This is a genomic window from uncultured Thiocystis sp., assembly GCF_903866365.1.
Taxonomy (GTDB): Bacteria; Pseudomonadota; Gammaproteobacteria; order Chromatiales; family Chromatiaceae; genus Chromatium.
In genome coordinates, this window is the sequence record NZ_CAIPNF010000291.1 from 1 (window position 1) to 17,429 (window position 17,429).

Annotated in this window: 13 protein-coding genes; 5 read left to right on the top strand and 8 right to left on the bottom strand. The window is 56.0% G+C overall.

The features are described from left to right. From QZY07_RS16400 to QZY07_RS16420, 5 genes are all read right to left on the bottom strand, one after another. The coding region (locus QZY07_RS16400; RefSeq protein WP_295405040.1) for a methyl-accepting chemotaxis protein at positions 1-1,787 on the bottom strand (1,787 nt) is incomplete at its 3' end. 175 nt (positions 1,788-1,962) lie between these two features. Next, positions 1,963-2,103, bottom strand: a complete 141-nt coding sequence (locus QZY07_RS16405; protein WP_295405043.1) for a hypothetical protein — start codon at positions 2,101-2,103, stop codon at positions 1,963-1,965. 85 nt (positions 2,104-2,188) lie between these two features. After that, complete coding sequence (locus tag QZY07_RS16410) at positions 2,189-4,990, bottom strand: methyl-accepting chemotaxis protein (protein ID WP_295405046.1); 2,802 nt, start codon at positions 4,988-4,990, stop codon at positions 2,189-2,191. A gap of 398 nt (positions 4,991-5,388) precedes the next feature. Further along, entirely contained in the window at positions 5,389-6,930 is a 1,542-nt protein-coding gene (locus tag QZY07_RS16415; protein ID WP_295405047.1) for a GTPase domain-containing protein, read from the bottom strand. Next, complete coding sequence (locus QZY07_RS16420) at positions 6,927-8,156, bottom strand: GTPase (RefSeq protein WP_295405050.1); 1,230 nt, start codon at positions 8,154-8,156, stop codon at positions 6,927-6,929. The genes QZY07_RS16415 and QZY07_RS16420 overlap by 4 nt, the downstream gene beginning before the upstream one ends. A gap of 164 nt (positions 8,157-8,320) precedes the next feature. Between QZY07_RS16420 and QZY07_RS16425 the strand changes: the two genes are divergently transcribed. The 4 genes from QZY07_RS16425 (at position 8,321) to QZY07_RS16440 (ending at position 11,253) form a co-directional block, all read left to right on the top strand. Beyond that, a complete protein-coding gene (locus QZY07_RS16425) occupies positions 8,321-9,367 on the top strand; it encodes a serine hydrolase (RefSeq protein WP_295405053.1) in 1,047 nt (348 codons plus the stop codon). A gap of 6 nt (positions 9,368-9,373) precedes the next feature. Beyond that, positions 9,374-9,988, top strand: coding sequence for a hemolysin III family protein (locus QZY07_RS16430; protein ID WP_295405055.1), 615 nt, complete (start codon positions 9,374-9,376; stop codon positions 9,986-9,988). Positions 9,989-9,999: 11 nt separating this feature from the next. Beyond that, positions 10,000-10,233, top strand: a complete 234-nt coding sequence (locus QZY07_RS16435) for a SlyX family protein (RefSeq protein ID WP_295405058.1) — start codon at positions 10,000-10,002, stop codon at positions 10,231-10,233. Between the two features lie 129 nt (positions 10,234-10,362). Then, on the top strand, positions 10,363-11,253 hold the full coding sequence (locus tag QZY07_RS16440) for an alpha/beta hydrolase (RefSeq protein WP_295405061.1): 891 nt from the start codon (positions 10,363-10,365) through the stop codon (positions 11,251-11,253). A gap of 53 nt (positions 11,254-11,306) precedes the next feature. Here the strand turns inward: QZY07_RS16440 and QZY07_RS16445 are convergent, their stop codons facing one another. Continuing rightward, a complete protein-coding gene (locus QZY07_RS16445) occupies positions 11,307-12,146 on the bottom strand; it encodes a polysaccharide deacetylase family protein (RefSeq protein ID WP_295405063.1) in 840 nt (279 codons plus the stop codon). Between the two features lie 337 nt (positions 12,147-12,483). Here QZY07_RS16445 and QZY07_RS16450 point away from each other — a divergent pair, with 337 nt between their 5' ends. After that, positions 12,484-14,766 (top strand): AAA family ATPase, encoded by a 2,283-nt coding sequence (locus QZY07_RS16450; RefSeq protein ID WP_295405066.1) that lies wholly within the window; start codon positions 12,484-12,486, stop codon positions 14,764-14,766. Between the two features lie 49 nt (positions 14,767-14,815). Here QZY07_RS16450 and QZY07_RS16455 read toward each other — a convergent pair whose 3' ends face one another. Together QZY07_RS16455 and QZY07_RS16460 are read right to left on the bottom strand one after the other, a co-directional pair. Further along, positions 14,816-15,994 carry a glycosyltransferase family 4 protein gene (locus QZY07_RS16455; protein ID WP_295405069.1) on the bottom strand — a complete coding sequence of 393 codons (1,179 nt, stop codon included), beginning with the start codon at positions 15,992-15,994 and terminating at the stop codon, positions 14,816-14,818. Positions 15,995-16,035: 41 nt separating this feature from the next. Continuing rightward, positions 16,036-17,403, bottom strand: coding sequence for an O-antigen ligase family protein (locus QZY07_RS16460; RefSeq protein ID WP_295405071.1), 1,368 nt, complete (start codon positions 17,401-17,403; stop codon positions 16,036-16,038). Positions 17,404-17,429 lie beyond the last annotated feature (26 nt).

The window sequence follows — 17,429 nt, forward strand, 5'->3', positions numbered from 1 at the left end:
GCCTGGGTCACCTGCTCGATGCCGGTACTTTGCTCGCGCGAGGCGTGGGTGATCTCGTCGACCAGGGTGACGACCTGCCGGAAACCGCTGACGATCTCGTCCATGGTGCCGCCGGCCTGACCAGCCAGTTGCGCGCCGTTTTCGACCTTGGCGACCGAGTCGGTGATCAGCCCCTTGATCTCCTTGGCGGCCTGGGCGCTGCGTCCGGCCAGATTGCGCACCTCGGCGGCGACCACGGCAAAACCACGCCCCTGCTCGCCGGCGCGCGCCGCTTCGACCGCGGCGTTGAGCGCGAGGATGTTGGTCTGAAAGGCGATGCCGTCGATCACGCTGATGATGTCGGCGATCTTCTTGCTGGAGTCCTGGATCGCGCCCATGGTGCCCACGACCTGGTGCACCATCTCGCCGCCCCGTATGGCGACCGCGTTGGCGTTCTGCGCCAGTTGGTTAGCCTGATTGGCGTTCTGGGCGTTCTGCCGGACCGTGGCGTTGAGCTGCTCCATGGAACTGGCGGTTTCTTCCAGGCTGGCCGCCTGCTCCTCGGTGCGCCCCGAGAGGTCGGCGTTGCCGGCGGCAATCTCGCTGGCGGCGCTGCCGATCGCCTCGGAGGCGTCCAGGATGCTCCCGATGACCTCATGCAGGCGCGCGACCGTCGCATTGGTGTCATCCTTCAACCGTCCAAAGACGCCCGCATAGTCACTTTCGATCCGCTCGGTCAGATCCCCACGCGAGATCGCATTCAACACGCGCCCGACATCCGCCAATCCACTGGAGACAATCTCCAGCAGCGCATTCATCTTCTCGGCAACGTCGAGGAAGAAGCCTTGTTTGTCATGGAGGCTGAGCCGCCGCGCGAAATCGCCGGCAACCGCGGCATCGACGACGGCATTGAGTTCTTTCTGCGCGGCGAGTTCCTCGGTGCGATCCGCCCACTCGCCAACGGTCCCAAGCCGCTGGCCATCGTCATCGATGACTGGATTGGTGATGATGTCATAGTCGCGATCATCGATGACCAAACGTGTTCTCGTGGTGTCCTTAATCGCGGCAAGACGTTGCAGCGCCGCTTGAGGATCACTGTAAAAAGCCCCGATATTACTGCCGATAAAACCATCCACGGAAAAACCAGGGATCTGACGCGCGATCCCCGCCTCATTCTTTTTCAAGGCCGCCAGCAGCGAGCGATTGGCAAAGACCACCTTGCCATCGGCTCCGGCAATCCGGATATTGTTATCCACGCAATCGAGCGCGATCCGCACCCGCAGATTCTCCGCTGCTGTCGCGCGATCAATTTCGAGACGTGTCTTGAGCGCCTGTTGCATGGTCTTCATTGCCGCCAGCACGCTGCCCTTCGCGCTGACCGACTCCTTGATCTCCAGATCAAGTTGATCATTCGCGATCTGGTGCGCGATGTGCGCCGCATAGGATGGCTCTCCGCCAAGCTGACGCAGCAGGTCGCGCAGAACGAAGAATGAAAGCAGAGAAGAGACCGAGAGTCCAAAGACCACAAAGATCAGGAATTGAAAGCGGGCTTCCTCGGCAATCGCCCCGATGCTTTCCGTCTCGTCCGTAATGCGCTGTGAGAAGCGGGCTTCAATCACTCCCACCAGTTTTTCCATGCCCTCCGATGCTGGACGATCAATACCCTTGACCAGCTTGTCGACCAACTTACCGGCATTGGGATCCTGCGCGTCGAATTGCTTCAATGCCTCGCTGTATTTCACACTCAAGTCGAGATGATTTTGTTTGAGCAACTCCGCGTCATCGGTGCTCAAGCCAAGTTTGCGCATGAGTCGAATTGCGGTGTCCAAATACGTCTGAACGACTTGGTTTTCTTGATTGAACTGGGAAAGGTATTTTTCGAAGCTCTTCTGATCATTCCCCCTGATCAGAATATTCTTCCATTCCTGGACCTGTATCTTGAAATGCGCGTGGGCGTTTTCGATTGAGATCATCAATTCGTTTTCAGCCTTGACGGACTGAAATCCAGTCAAACTCACCGCCGACATCCGCTGAATATTGTTCATTCCAACCAAAGCCAGCAGCATCAAGAGCATGACTGTCAGCAAAAAGAACAGGATTAATTTCGTTCGCATTGTCATTCAACCAATACTCCATGGTTTTCAGTACGTGCTCTTGGCACAAAGCATCAATCGACAGGCGTTCTCGGCTTGTCGGGCAAGGATTCGCCTCAGAACGCCTCCCACTGATCCTCGTCGTCGGCCATGGCGGCGACAGGCTTGCGTGTCGCGTGGCGCGTTTTGACCGAGGTCTCCAGAAGCGCGCCCCGGGAAGCCGTATGCTTGGCGGGTTTGGCCGCGCGCGCGGCCGGCGGCGGCGCGTATTGCCCGGCTAACTTGAACATCGCCACCGCCTGAGAGAGCACGCGGGTCTGATCCTCCAGGCTCTCGGCGGCCGCCGCCGCCTCTTCCACCAGCGCGGCGTTCTGCTGCGTGACCTCGTCCATCTGGGCGACCGCCTGGGTCACCTGCTCGATGCCGGTGCTCTGCTCGCGCGAGGCGTGGGTGATCTCGTCGACCAGGGTGACAACCTGCCGGAAACCGCTGACGATCTCGTCCATGGTGCCGCCGGCCTGACCAGCGAGTTGCGCGCCGTTTTCGACCTTGGCGACCGAGTCGGTGATCAGCCCCTTGATCTCCTTGGCGGCCTGGGCGCTGCGTCCGGCTAGATTGCGCACCTCGGCGGCGACCACGGCAAAACCACGCCCCTGCTCGCCGGCGCGCGCCGCCTCGACGGCGGCGTTGAGCGCGAGGATGTTGGTCTGGAAAGCGATGCCGTCGATCACGCTGATGATGTCGGCGATCTGCTTGCTGGATTCCTGGATCGCGCCCATGGTGCCCACGACCCGTTGCACCATCTCCCCGCCCCGTATGGCCACCGCGTTGGCGTTCTGGGCGAGTTGATTGGCCTGATTGGCGTTCTGGGCGTTCTGCCGGACCGTGGCGTTGAGCTGCTCCATCGAACTGGCGGTCTCTTCCAGGCTGGCGGCCTGTTCCTCGGTGCGCCCCGAGAGGTCGGCGTTGCCGGCGGCAATCTCGCTAGCGGCGCTGCCGATCGATTCGGAGGCATCCAGGATGCGTCCGATGACCTCGCGCAAGTGATCCACCGTGGTGTTGGCATCGTCCTTGAGTTGCCCGAAGGTACCGGCGTAGTCCGCGTCGATCGTCTGGGTGAGGTCGCCCTGGGCGATGGCGTTGAGCACGCGCGCGACATCAGCCAGCCCGCCCGCGACGATCTCCATCAGGCGGTTCAGGCCCTCGGCCAGCGGCAGGAAGAAGCCGTCTTTGCCCGCGAGCGCAATCCGCTGCGTGAAGTCGCCATTGGCGGCGGCAGCGACAATGGCGGCGATTTCGCGCTCCACGGCCACTTCGGTCGTGCGATCGAGCCATTGGGTAACCCGGCCCTGATAGATTCCCTCGCGGTCGAGCACCGGGCTGGCGGTGACACGCAGTTGCCGACCGCCCACCGAGGTATCGATGTCACAGGAACGGGATAATTCGCTGCGATAGGTCGCCTGTGTTTCCGCGTCCTCGAAATAGTCGGCAAGATTGCTCCCGAAGAGTCGCGCGACCTCGAAGCCAGGCCGGCGGTGCGCAATCTGAGGCGCCATACCTTCCCACAGCGAACGAGCGGCTTGGTTGAGATAGACCAGTGCATTGCGATCGTTCGAGACCGAGACCGGAATCGTCACATGGTCGAGTCCGGAACGGATGCGCAGATTCTCCCGCGCGATTCGCCGGGTTTCCTGGATGTCGTAGTCCAGCCGAGCCTGAACCGACTTGACGGCCAGCAGCATCTCGCCCAGTTCGTCCTGATGAATGGCCTCGATGTGAGTGGAGTAATCGCCGTTGGAAATGGTTTCCAGATGACCCTGCGTGATCTTCAGCGGGCGTGCGATCTTGCGCACCAGCCAGAAACCGAGCAGTCCGCTGACCATGAGGGCCAGCAGCGAGAATCCGATCGCCGCGCGCTCATTCTGGGCGGCTGACGCCATGAAGGCGTCCCGCTCGCTTTGCGCCTCCTGCCGGACCTGTTTGAGGCCATCCATGATGAGGAGGCGATATTGGCGCCAGATGATATTGTCCTCGGTGTTGTAGACCTGCTTGGCGCTCGCCAGATCTCCGGCGTCCAGGCGCGCGAGGACGTGTTTCTGGGATTCGATATGACGCTGCCGGTCCGCGGCGATCGCCTCCAGCGTCTTGAGAGCCGCGACGTCGCCGGACGAGACGCGCCGTGCCGCCTCCAGCGCCTTGGCGAAGACGCCCCCCGATTTGTCGACGTTGTCGCGTGCCTGTTTATCCGTGGGTTCGATCAGGAGATAGCGCATGGCGGCGGCCATCTGGAGACCGTGGCCATACATATCGTTGTAGGCCTCCTCCAGCACCTGGGTCTGCTCCGAGATCCGCCGCACCTGATCGCTCGCCTGACGCAGACCGAGTAGCGAAAACCCCGCCGCCAGGATGAACAGCAGCGAAATCAGGACGAGACCGCTCGGCAACGCCCGAGTAATACGGATATCGTTAAAACGACTCGCGACCCTGGACAACCAGGGATGCGCCGGCTTGCCTGCCCGCAGGCGCTCGTAGATGATCTCCGCCGCCGCGATCTGCTCGCGCGTCGGTTTGCGCCGCACCGAGATATAGCCGGTCATGGAGCCATTTTCACGCACCGGCGAGATATTGGCCTCGACCCAGTAGAAATCGCCATTCTTGCAGCGATTCTTGACCAGCCCGGTCCAGGGACGACCGGCTTGCACGGTCTTCCAGAGATCCTCGAAGGCGGCCGCCGGCATGTCGGGATGGCGGATCAGGTTGTGCGGCGCGCCAAGCAGCTCCTCCTCGCCGAAACCGCTGATCTCCAGGAAATCGCGATTGAAATGGGTGATTCGACCCTTCAGGTCGGTGCTGGAGACGATCAGTTGATCGTCCCGCATCAGGTGTTCGGTATCGGTGACGGGCAGATTGGTGCGCATGGTCTCTGAGCCTTCTCGGTAGGGTCGTCCTGAACGGAGCGAGAGTGTTGCCTGCATCGCGAGCGCACTATGATATATCCATGCCACTTTCCATGGTTCGGGGATTCAGTTTGAGTGGAGTGAGCTTCATCACGGAAGGGGGAAGGGGGAAGGGGGAAGGGTGGAAGGGTGGAAGGATTTGAACCTGAAGCCGTTCTTTGTGAACCTGAAACCATTCGCGAAGCCGTTCGTGGTTCGATGGCCTCACCACGAACGGCTTCAGGCAGGGGTCGTCGATGCGTCGGGCGGTTAAGCGGTTGGGCAGCCAAACGCTCGGAGGATTTCCCGTTTTCTCGTGACACAGCAAAGCGGTATCGCGAAAATGGAGCTTGCCCCTTGCCCCTTGCCCCTTGCCCCGATCACCGCCCTGGCAGAGCCAGCAGAAACCGCCCCGCATTGGCGAGCTGGCGGCGCAGCAGCATCCAGTTTTCCTTGCGGCGGCATTCGTCCTGACAGCGCAGCAGCCGCGCGCGTCGCGCGCGGTCCAACTGGCCGAGCAGCGCGGCCCAGAGCGTATCCTCGACGTTGTAAACCCGTCCCTCGGCCAGACAGACCGGGATCACGCTGGCGATCGGCACTTCCAGATCGGTCGCGAGCGCGGTCACCGCGGCCTGGATGCTCATCGCCTTCAGGTTGCGCGTCTCGGTGAGGTCATAGGGCGGCTGCCATTCGCGCAGGGGGCGCAGACGGTCGATATGGGTGACCGCCACCAGCAGCGGCGGCGGACGGCGACCGACCCGCGCGGATTGCGCCGTGCGCAGCGCGTCCAGGGTCTGGCGCTCGGACTGCCGGTCGGGACGATGCGCGGCGCTGACCCAGAGAATCAGGTCGGCCGCGTTCGCCGCCTCGTGCAGACGCTTGTAGGCGAGCCGTTCCACGCCCGGCGCGTCGAGGATCAGGGCGATCTCCAGCCCTTCGCGCTCCAGACGGTAGGGCGTCAGCGCCCGCGTGGTGTCGGGCACCAGATCGGTCGCCGCGCGCAGTTGTCCGAAGAGCGCGTTGACGAGGCTCGACTTGCCGGCATTGGCGCGGCCCAGCACCAGAATCCGCAGCGGCTCGCCCACCGGTCCCGAGGCATTCTCGCTCTCGCTCTCGGCGGCGACGGCCAGATCCTTGACCGAGCCGTCGGTCGCCCGGCTCAGCGGATCCTCGTCGGTCAGCAACAGGCTTCCGCTGTAAATGTCGATGGCGTAGCGTCCGACCTTGCGCACCGCTTCCCGCAACAGCCAGCGCGCGAGGTCTTGTTGCGCCATCGCATAGCCGCGCCCGCGCAGATGCGCCCATGCCTCGTTCAGCACGGCATGTGCCGGATTCATGACCCATTGTCCGGCGCGATAGAGTCCGAGCAGCCGCTCCGCGAAGGGCTTCCAGCGATAGGCGCGGACAAGCGCGCCGACTGAGAGGCGATGACTGTAGGGGATGTTTTCGGTGATGCTGTCGCGCAGATCGCGGCTGGCCCGCTCGACGATCAGCAGTGTATGCGGCAGGGTCAGTTCCAGCAGTGGGCGGTCCACGTCGGGGTGGAAATGGCCAGCGACCTTCTCCAGGGTCCGCTGGGCGAGCAACCCCAATTGCTGACCGTCGCCTAGCGGCCAGTCGTCCGGTTCGATGCTCCCGGCGAACGCCTCGACCAGCGCCCAGGCCGCCTCCGCGTCCGGGGGCCAGTCCGGGTTGGGCTGGGTCTGATCCGCCGTCGGGCATGACTGCTCGCGTCGTCTCAACCAGAACTGCATGCCATAGCCCGCCGCGCTGAAGACCACCAGGGCGGTGAGCCAGACCAGCAGCACGCCTTCCTGCCGTAACCAGAGCATCCCGAGCGGCAACAGCGCCAGGAAGGGCACCGTCCACAACAACAGGGCCGCCAGCCACCAGCGATCGATCCGCTTGAAAAGTGCGTTCATGTTCGTCCCGCGCGGATGCTGTCCCGTAAAATCTCCGAACCTCGCGACATCTGCTCGGCGAAGACTTGACGCAATGCCCGCGCCTCGGTCGCCAGACCCCGATTGCGATGATCGAAATAGAAACCGGCCGCCTTGCCCAGCGCATAGGTGGTCGCCCCGCTGGCGCTCGCCCCCCAGAGCGCGCCGACCGTCTGTCCGATACCGGGCACAAGCTTGACCAGCGCCCGCCCCGCGATCCGCGCGCCATAGGCAACCCCGATGCCGGTCCCCAGCAGCCCCAGGAATTCGGCGATCGCCCGGCGATCCCAGGTCTGTTCATAAAGGGCCGCCAGACTGTGCAGCAGTTTGGCCTGGATCGCCGGCACGCCCACCAGATCGACCAGCGGCAAGGCGCCGATCCCGGCCGCCGTCAACGCATAGCCGACGATGTGCGGATGCGCCGCCCGCGCATAGACATCGCGAACCGCGGCGTCGCCGAGCAGGAGCGCCCGCAGACGCAGCGTCGAGACCGTCTCGATCGCCTGCCACAGCGCCTCCAGTCCATAGTCCGGGGGATCGTAGCCATCTTCCGGCAAGGTCAGATCCACCGGCACCCAGGACACCGGCGCCGCGCCCGGCAGTTTACCCGCCAGATCCCGCTGAATCCGCAGGGCACGGGCGAGATCGAGCGGAACCGACGCCGGCCAGGGCACACGCGCGAAGGGATAGGGCAACGGGTGGCCGGCCTCGAAGGGATAGGCTTCATGCAGCCCGGTCTGGGCGACGATCAGCGGCCATTCGGGATGCCGCCGGCGCACCGCGCGCAGCACCGCGAGGACCGCCTCCTGATGGCTGTCGAACGCCTTCATCACCCCTAAGAGCAGATGCGCCTGGGACTCGCTGAAACGGAGATCCTCCGCCGGATCGTAGGCGACCTCGCCCAGCCCGCGGGTGTCGAGAAAGCGCACCACCGGCGCCTCGGCCGGGAAGTCATAGAGACGCAGGGTCGGGGTACAGGGCTGAAAGCCGTTGCCGATCTCGGCCTGCTCGCTGCCCGTGAGCGCGCGGACGATCGAGGTTTTGCCGGATTGGGTCTTGCCGATCAGCCAGATCACCGGCAGCGGATGACGCGCGCGCGCGGCGTCGAGCGCAGGCCCGAGACGTGCGTCGTCCACGCGCGGATCGACCAGCGCCTGACGCAGATCGCGCCAGCGATTCGGCCAGTTTTTCCAGGGGGGAGCGGACATGGAGCGAACCTCGGAGTGCGGCAGACCCGTCGATTGTATCGGGAGATGGACAATCGGCCAGCAATTGAGCAAGCACGAGCAAAACCCAGGACGCGCACATCCGTGGGGCTATGCGATAATCGGCGAATATTTTCATCGACCCCAAGAGAAGAGAGGCCGCCGTCATGTCCAGGTTGCGCGTGTTGCGATCCCTGCCCCAAGCCCTTGATGGAGACTGGCCGGGCGGCTTGGGTCGAATACTCCTGACGGCAATCTTCCTGGGTCCATTGGTTCTGAGCGGCGGCGCCTGCGCCGCGCCCGAGCGCAGCGAACCCGAGATCGTCTCGCGGACCTACTCTTCACCCGAGTCACGCGATCGAACCAGCATCGACGATCGCGATCCGTCAGAAATCCTGTCCATGGCGCGCGAGCTATACCGCCAGGACGACCTGTCCCATCGGAATCCCCCCGGACTTCATCTTCAGTCCGCCAGCGCACTGGTGGTCGACGAGCGCGGCAACCGTATCTACGCCAAAAACGCGCAGCAGATCAAACCCATCGCCTCCGTCACGAAATTGATGACGGCCATGGTGGTGCTGGACGCCGGCGTCCCGCTGAGTACCCGGATCGGCATCGTCGAGGACGACCGCGACCGTTTGCGCAACAGCAGTTCGCGACTCATGATCGGCAAGGCCAACCTGACGCGCGGCGAACTCCTGATGGCGGCTCTGATGTCCTCCGACAATCGCGCCGCCCACGCCCTCGGACGCACCACCTTCCGCGGCGGCACGCCCGCCTTCGTCAGCGCCATGAACCGCAAGGCCAAGTCGCTCGGGATGTACGACACCTATTTCGCCGACTCCAGCGGACTCAACGGACAGAATCGCTCCTCCGCGGAGGACCTGGTCAAGATGGTCCGGGCGGCCGCCACCTATCCCTTTATTCGCAAGACCACCTCCACCGGCGAAATGACGCTGCATCCCTTCGCCGACGGGCGGGCGCTGCTGTACCGCAATACCAATTCGCTGGTCCGCAACCCCGACTGGAACGTGGAAATCAGCAAGACCGGCTTCATCAACGAAGCCGGGCGCTGTCTCGTCATGCAGACCCGTATCGCCGACCGGCGGCTCTATATCGTCCTGCTCGACGGCGCGGGAAAACTGACCCCATTGGGCGACGCCAATCGAGTGCGGGACTGGTTCCTGAACGGACAAAAGACCGCCGCGAGGTAAACCGCCATGTACGCTGGCGAACGCTTCAACAGCATTTCGCATCTTGTCGGCGCCGTCCTCGCCCTGATCGGCGCAACCGTCCTGGTGACCCTTGCAGGTGCGGAAGGTGGTGCCCTGCGCATCGTCAGCTTCAGTATCTATGGGGTCACGATGTTCCTGCTTTATCTCTTTTCGACCCTCTACCACAGCCTGCGCGGGCGCGCGAAACAGGTTTTCCAAACGCTCGACCACCACGCCATCTATTTGCTGATCGCCGGCACCTATACCCCGTTCACCCTGCTGGCCCTGCAAGGCGCCACGGGCTGGTGGATGTTCGGCGCTGTCTGGAGTCTGGCGCTGCTCGGCATCGTCCTGGATTCGCTGCCCCGCAAGGGTCCGCGGATCCTTGCGCTCTTCATCTATCTCGGCATGGGCTGGCTGGTGCTGTTCGCCCTGGACCCGCTGATCGCCGCACTCCCCCCCGGCGGATTCTGGTGGCTGCTGGCGGGCGGACTTTTCTACACCGTCGGCATCGTCTTTTATGTCCTGGACAACCGCTACCCCTGGTGTCATGGCATCTGGCACCTGTTCGTGCTTGCCGGCAGCATCAGTCATTACGTCACGATTCTTTTTTTTCTCTGATGTCGCCGAAGATGCCCGAGGCAACCGATTCCGTGCGTTCCATCCTGGTGGCCATCGCCGATCTGCAGATGCGTCTGACCTATCAGGACGACGACATCAAGCAACTCAATCTCGTCGTCACCCGTCAGCAGGGTGAACTTTCCCGGCTCCAACAGGAGATGACGCAGCTGCGCACGCGGATCGCCGCCCTGCCCGACCCGCACGCGGAGACCGCGCGGGCGGAACCACCACCGCCTCATTATTGAATCGCGCCGACTCCGGCGCTTGTTGGTTTGGGCGAGGCTGCCGGACGTGGTTAACCGGTTCTGTGGCATGCGATGGAAAGTTTGAGTATCTTGGTTGTCACTGAATCGACCGCAGGCATTCCGCTTCCCATGGATACATTCACCGCCTTACAGAATCGACTTGCCAATGCCGACAGCCAGTTTCTGGTCTGCAATGGGTTCCGGGTCCATTACAAACGCGCCGGAAGCGGTCCGACGCTGATCCTGCTGCTGCATGGCAGTTTTCTGAGTCTGCGCTCCTGGAGACGGGTCATGGAATCGCTGTCCGAGCAGGCGACGGTGGTCGCGTTCGACCGCCCGGTTTTCGGCCTGACCTCGCGCCCGCTCCCGCAAGACGGTAGCGGCGCACGTTACAGCGCGGAGGCGCAGAGCGATCTGGTGGCCGCGCTAATCGGACAACTGGGATTCGCGCGCGCGATCCTGATCGGGAACTCCACCGGCGGCACCATCGCACTCCTGACCGCGCTGCGCCATCCCGCGAAGGTCCAGGGGCTAGTGCTAGTCGGCGCCATGATTTACAGCGGCTACGCGACCAGCGAGGTGCCTGGACCCATGCTGGCCGTCATGAAAGCCGCCCGGCCGGTGTTTTCGCGTCTGATGAAGTTCATGATCGCGAAACTCTATGACAAGGCGCTGCGTAAATTCTGGTATCGGCAGGAGCGGTTGACGGACGCGGAACTCGCCGCCTGCAAGGCCGATTTCATGATCGGCCCCTGGGACCAGGCGTTCTTCGAGCTGTTTCTGACCACACGGCATCTGGGGCTGGAGGCGCGTCTGCCGGCATTGGCCGTCCCCGCCCTCGTGGTGACCGGCGCGCACGATCGGGCGGTCAAGCCCGAGGAAAGTCAGCGCCTGGCTGCGGAATTACCAGACGCTACGCTTGCGCTGATCCCCGAATGCGGACATCTCCCACAGGAAGAGACCCCGGAAGCATTCCTAGGCATTGTTAAAGAGTTCCTGAAGCGGTTCAACCGCCTCTAAACCGCATCCAGGATCACAAACAATCCGCACTCCCGAGAAAGCTCAAATCATGATCAAAGCGAGTTCTGTCGTGCAAGATTCCAAATAAAGTGATAAGCGATGTCATCCGCCGTCTCGCCACGATAGGAGTTCACCGGAATACGCCGAAGATGGAAAGGGTCGGATTGTATTGAATTTACGCCGCCATGACAGGAAAGACAGCAACGAAAGCCTGCCTCTTTAACTATTGATCGATTCTCACTGCTCAGATTGTTCCGACCTCCGTAAGGATAAGCGAAGAGGTTGATGTCTATCCCGAGTTCGTTTTGTAGCCGCTGACGAGACTGAGTTATTTCATCAAGCGCAGATGCCGAAGAAATTTTTCCAAGGTCTGCGTGCGTGACGGTGTGGCAGCCAATCTCAAAGCCACGGGCGTGCAGGGATCGAACCTGATCCCAATCCATCCACCCGGGAGCTTTTGGCATGGATCGATCCCACCAGGCAACATCCTTGGTTCCGATAAATCCAGTAGCAACGAAAAAGGTTGCTGGAAGCCCGTAACGCTCAAGGATTGGGGCAGCATGTTCAAAATTATCGCGGTAGCCATCATCAAAAGTAATCGAGAGCGTCCCGCCAGATGACTTGCGACCGACCTCATCTAGTTGTTGGGAGAGCGGAACAACTCGAAATGTACGTGCAAAAAATTCACAATAATCAGCGAACTCCTCGGTTCCACAGGTTAGTTGATCGGGGAAATCAAGATTGTCCACGCGATGAAATGCCGCGATCCAAATGTGATTCGAGGTTACGATTCGCTTTATGGGTGCGCCAAGCAATACCCTCCCAATCAAACGCTTAACTTGGCGGGTTGCTCGATTGGTTAGGGTTTTTGTGTTGCCTAAATAAATATTCATTTCAGTTGTAGTCCCTCAGACACGATGTCTATTCCTCAGGTAAAGCAGAACATGATTTTACCTGCACTGCTATCCTGCGTTATAAACCATGACAGCATATCCGACACTGGCTTTTTCTGGATTTCACGCTCAAGTTCAAGCAGACCCATGATAATATTCAAGACAGGCTCAAAAGTGCGCGAGGGTCGACATTTACCGGAGACAGACTGCCAAATCGAATCCCAAACTCTTATGGATATTACATAACCAGTAAATTCCCAGTCACGCAGAAATTATACAAAATTAACCCTCCTTTATCCGTCAGATAATGCAACTTTAATGCAAGAAGGATTATAAAATGTACGAATCTTTTTTTAACCTTCGCGAAAAACCTTTCTCGCTTCTACCTGATCCAAGTTTTTTGTTTATGAGCGATCAGCATCAACAGGCGTTGACATTACTCGAGTACGGATTATTAAACCAAGCCGGCTTCATGATTCTCACCGGAGAAATCGGTTCAGGTAAAACCACGTTGATGCGCTACTTGTTAACAAAGCTTGACACGAGCTACACCGTGGGGTTGATTTCAAACACGCATCAATCGCTTGGCGACCTAATGGATTGGGTTTGCATGGCCCTCGACATTCAGATGGGAAATGCAACAAAGCTCGAAAAATACCGGGCATTTGTAGACTTTATTATCGACAAATACGCAAAAGGGCAACGCGTTCTTTTAATCGTGGACGAAGCTCAAAACCTCGGTATCGAGACGCTTGAGGAACTTCGCTTACTATCGAATATCAATTCTGACAAAGATCTTGTATTGCAGTTGATGCTCTTAGGACAACCGCAATTACGCGACCTACTTCATCATCCCGATCTCGAACAATTCGCTCAGAGAGTAGCTTCCTCATACCATCTCGGACGGATTGGACTAAAGGAAACGGAAAACTATATCCGCCACCGCATAATAATCGCCGGTGGGACTCACGAGATTTTTAGTCAGGATGCTTGCGAAGCAATTCATCACTACAGTAAAGGTATACCAAGGGTTATTAACCTCATTTGCGATACAGCCCTCGTATACGCATACGGAGCAGGCGAGAGATTTATTACAAGTGAATCAATTGATGAGCTAATCCGGACTCATATGCCGAATCTCATCATCTCGATCGACAGCGAAAGAATTGTTCGGCAAAAACCTGAAACACATAAGCCTTCAATCGGCAACACAGCCGCAAACGCGATAAATGCAATCAAGTCAAACGAAATCACGATTACGTCAGCTATTTCCAACAATACTGCCAGCGGCCAAAACACGACAACTAATTCATCTGATATTGCGCCAAAATTAAACCAAGGTGAAACGCTCTCGCCATTAAACTTTGGGATAGCACCACATCCTCTGACACAAGCCCCCAAAAGCCTCGGTAGCACTATAACAAACCCTATTCCGCCAACTAGAACGCCATTTTATATAGCAGGAGAACCTCAATCGCGATCTGTCTTTCATGCCAACACCGCAGCTTCGGATCAGAAACAGAACAGCATAGGTGCGAAACTGAAACAGCAAGAGATAAACGGTTCTCACACAGCGCCTTACAAGAAATTACCTTTAGCAGCTCAACGCATTCAGAAGAAAGACAGCAAATCGCCCAATCGAATGCTGCCTGTCATGAGTGTACTTGTTCTGCTAATATCCCTCGGAATCGCATCAATCTGGCTAGGCGACTCACCGATTAGCGACAGTATTAGAGAGAGGATTTCAAATTTACTAAAGGTAAACATTAAAAACTCAACAGAGCCCACGAGTGCCACAGAATCGATTAGCAATCCAAGCACCGAAGCAGTTTATTCTACGACCGACGAGATCAGTCAAGAGCCTTTGAAATCACCATCCACGTTAATGAATCAACAATCACATGCACTTGGGACACTGTCATCATCGCAATTAGAGAATGGGCAAGGGCAAGGGCAAGGGCAAGGGCAACTAAAAATTAGCTCATCTCAAAAAGAATCATCGACAGACGATTTTGTGGTTAGCATCGATAACGATAACACCCAGAATCAATTGGAAACCAAAGAGCAAGTTACGGATAGTCCTAATTTCCTAAAATATTCCGAGCAAAACACACCACAGAATTCCTCAACTGAGAATCAGGGCATAATCTCTCAAATTCAGATAGCTGACAATGACAAACAAGCAATATTACCGATAGTCACTCTTGAAAACCAATTGAGTCAGTTAACTGTATCGATCGAGAAACTTTCTCCGAAGCATTTAACCGCCAACCTCGGCAGCCTTGTTCAATTCAAAGACGGAAGTGCCGCGCTGCCGCCTGAGGCTCAAAGAGTGCTTTCTCAGATCGCAGGCATCCTAAAGAAATCTCGCGAAATTCATCTCAAAGTTATTTCTCACACAGATAGTTCAGGAAGCATTTCGCTGAACCAGTCGTTATCGGATAGGCGTGCAAAAGTCGTTGCGGATTACTTGGTTAACAGCGGTATTCCTATTGAACAAGTGGAATACGAGGGTCGGGGTAAAAGTGAAATGAAAGTTGCACCTAATCAAGAAAACAAAATAGGCGCATGGGTAAATCGTCGCATTGAAATCGAACTCTACGATAAAAACAATTTTTAATGAATTAATATAGGGCCAGAGGAAGACTAGGCGAATAACTTAAAACCCTTTATGTTGCATCAATACGAGGAATAGTCAGGGACTTAGTATAGACAATTCGTCTTAGTAAAGCAGCCATCTCTGAAACCATTTGATCCTCACGAAACTGACTGAGTACGAGTTTTCGTCCATTTTTTCCCATCAATTGTAATGAACATAGGTCAGACGTGAGAGAATTTATTTTACAAGCCAGATTTTCAGTATTTCCAGGCTGGAATAAACTTCCAGTCGAGCCTTCGATAACTGCCTCAGACATCCCTCCTATATCTGATGCCAAGACAGGAATTTCCATAGAAAGCGCTTCAAGCATAGCCATTGAAAAAGTCTCTACAGCAGTAGAAGGCAATATCAATAAATTAGTGCTGGCCAATACAGGCCGCACATCAGCAACTTCACCGATAAAACATACACGATCTCCGATGCCATATGCAGTTACCTGATCCTGGATTGCTTGTCTAGTTTGCCCATCTCCAGCGAACACAACAAAGGTATCTTTTCGATCAATCATTGCATAGGCATCGACAAGAATTTTCTGACCTTTTTCTGGTCTAAAGCCGGCTATGCATGTGAGTACAGTAGCATCATAAGGTATCTCATGAATTTTTCTAAATAATCTCCCTTCATCAATAAATGCAATAGGCTCAAAATGATCCGTATCGATACCATTATAAATTACCTCAGAATTGCCCTCTAAAAAATGATATTTTTTTAGCCAATATTCCCTTTGCCGCATACATACAAAAACTATTGCATCACATCGTCGTAGTATCCATTGATAAATAAACCTGTTTTGTAATTCCTCTTTCAAGCCTCGACTGATAGTTGTGTGTATTGCAGCAATGACTGGGGGCTTGTTAACTGAATACTTGCTCGCTAGCCAGCCCCAGAAAGCAGTAAACGGCGAACTACAATGTATAACATCGATTTTTTCAACATTGATGACATGCGATATCATTAAGATGAGATTCCAATCAAACCATCTCCTAGTGCGTAAGACATGATGAAATCGTACACAATCTTGATCTAGCCGATCTAATTGATCTATTTCTTTTTCAAAGACTAGCAAGTGTTTTTCAATTTGGTTGGCATCAAGTCGGTTAACAAGATTAACGACCTGAGTCTCCGCTCCGGCACGACGTAGAGAAGGTACAATAAATAGAGCCTTAATTGGCAACTGCTGGAGCATCATGTCCTGCTTAATCATGTCCAAAAGGTTGACTTCATAAATAATTAACCCTTATGGGTTGTCCGCCTGATAACGCCATTAGATGAATTTCCGGTATCTCTAATCTCTTTATTCGTCAATGCGGTGAGAGCCCCCCAAATCATAAATATGAAATGTTGATACTCAGTCGATTCCGACCTCAGAAACTCGACCTTAATCTGGTCGATTAGAAATAAGGCCATCACGATGATCGCAAGTCTGGCAAAGCCGTCCTCAACAAGAGTCTCTCTTGGAGTTCGACTCCCATCGTAAAAACTCCAAGTTATGCGCATCAAAAAAGCAAGGTACGCGATAAAGCCAATAATGCCAAGCGTATAGAGGAGGAACAGATATAGATTGTGCGGCCACAAAACAGGCTGTGGTGCACCAGGTCTCATGTAGGTATTATCCGAAAATTTTAATTGTGGCCCGTGACCAAGGATCGGTTTGCTCGATATGTGCTCCAAGGTCTGCGGCCATGTTTTACTTCTCGTATCTGGGATACCTTCCTCGATTTCAGTTTCCGCCAACCGATCAAACAATTTATTGAAATCAGTATAATTAATGACAACAATTGACGAAACAGCAAAGGCGATCCCTGCTCCAACAAGACTTAAAAGAACGCCACGAGCCCCCATCTCCTTCCTAAACAAAAAAAGAAACAATAAACATCCTGCAACTAAGGTAAATATACCCCCTCTGTTACCAGTTGCGATCATCATGGAGAAATTACCCATGATCATAAAAATCAACAAGAGCCTAATAACCTGACTCAATTTCAGCATCCAAAGAGCGTATCCCGTTATAAATACCCCGATCACCATATACTCGGCGGTTAAGCCAACAGTTTTAAACGGGCCACTGAGACGTCCATCTTCCCGGGCGGGTCGCAATCCTATCTCGCCGCCAACGAATGGAGAACTCTCATCAAGCCCCACAACGATCTGCGCGACACTATAAAGTAAAACTAAGCCATTCAAAATCAGAAACAGATATAGAAAATGTTTAACATCCCTGTTTTGACGGAAATAATTGTAAACAATATAAAAAACCAAAAAGTCTGAGCCTACCAGGAAAAGATATAGCAAATGGTCTTGTAATGTTACTGATGGTACTTGGCTAAGTGCGAGCGCATAGGAAAAAAATATAAATCCTACATATCCTAGGAACGGTAATTCCCGAAACTGAGTGCGCAAAACCCATACAAACGCTATTAGATAAATCAAATAAATTGTCAGCGAACCGTACCTTGAACCTATAATCTGAAATGGTATTATTAATATCAGGGTTATAACCACCCACTTGGTAGGCACAAAATAAACAAGTAAGAAAGCTAAAACAGCGATGACCGCTGCTATATTCATTTGTAGCCACTGCGCAGACGACAATTCCATAAAATTATATTCTTAGACTCAAAATC

Coding starts and splice junctions, on each gene's coding strand:
- QZY07_RS16410 (WP_295405046.1), bottom strand. CDS start 4,990: ATGCGCACCAATCTGCCCGTCACCGATACCGAACACCTGATGCGGGAC.
- QZY07_RS16415 (WP_295405047.1), bottom strand. CDS start 6,930: ATGAACGCACTTTTCAAGCGGATCGATCGCTGGTGGCTGGCGGCCCTG.
- QZY07_RS16420 (WP_295405050.1), bottom strand. CDS start 8,156: ATGTCCGCTCCCCCCTGGAAAAACTGGCCGAATCGCTGGCGCGATCTG.
- QZY07_RS16425 (WP_295405053.1), top strand. CDS start 8,321: ATGTCCAGGTTGCGCGTGTTGCGATCCCTGCCCCAAGCCCTTGATGGA.
- QZY07_RS16430 (WP_295405055.1), top strand. CDS start 9,374: ATGTACGCTGGCGAACGCTTCAACAGCATTTCGCATCTTGTCGGCGCC.
- QZY07_RS16435 (WP_295405058.1), top strand. CDS start 10,000: ATGCCCGAGGCAACCGATTCCGTGCGTTCCATCCTGGTGGCCATCGCC.
- QZY07_RS16440 (WP_295405061.1), top strand. CDS start 10,363: ATGGATACATTCACCGCCTTACAGAATCGACTTGCCAATGCCGACAGC.
- QZY07_RS16445 (WP_295405063.1), bottom strand. CDS start 12,146: ATGAATATTTATTTAGGCAACACAAAAACCCTAACCAATCGAGCAACC.
- QZY07_RS16450 (WP_295405066.1), top strand. CDS start 12,484: ATGTACGAATCTTTTTTTAACCTTCGCGAAAAACCTTTCTCGCTTCTA.
- QZY07_RS16455 (WP_295405069.1), bottom strand. CDS start 15,994: ATGATGCTCCAGCAGTTGCCAATTAAGGCTCTATTTATTGTACCTTCT.
- QZY07_RS16460 (WP_295405071.1), bottom strand. CDS start 17,403: ATGGAATTGTCGTCTGCGCAGTGGCTACAAATGAATATAGCAGCGGTC.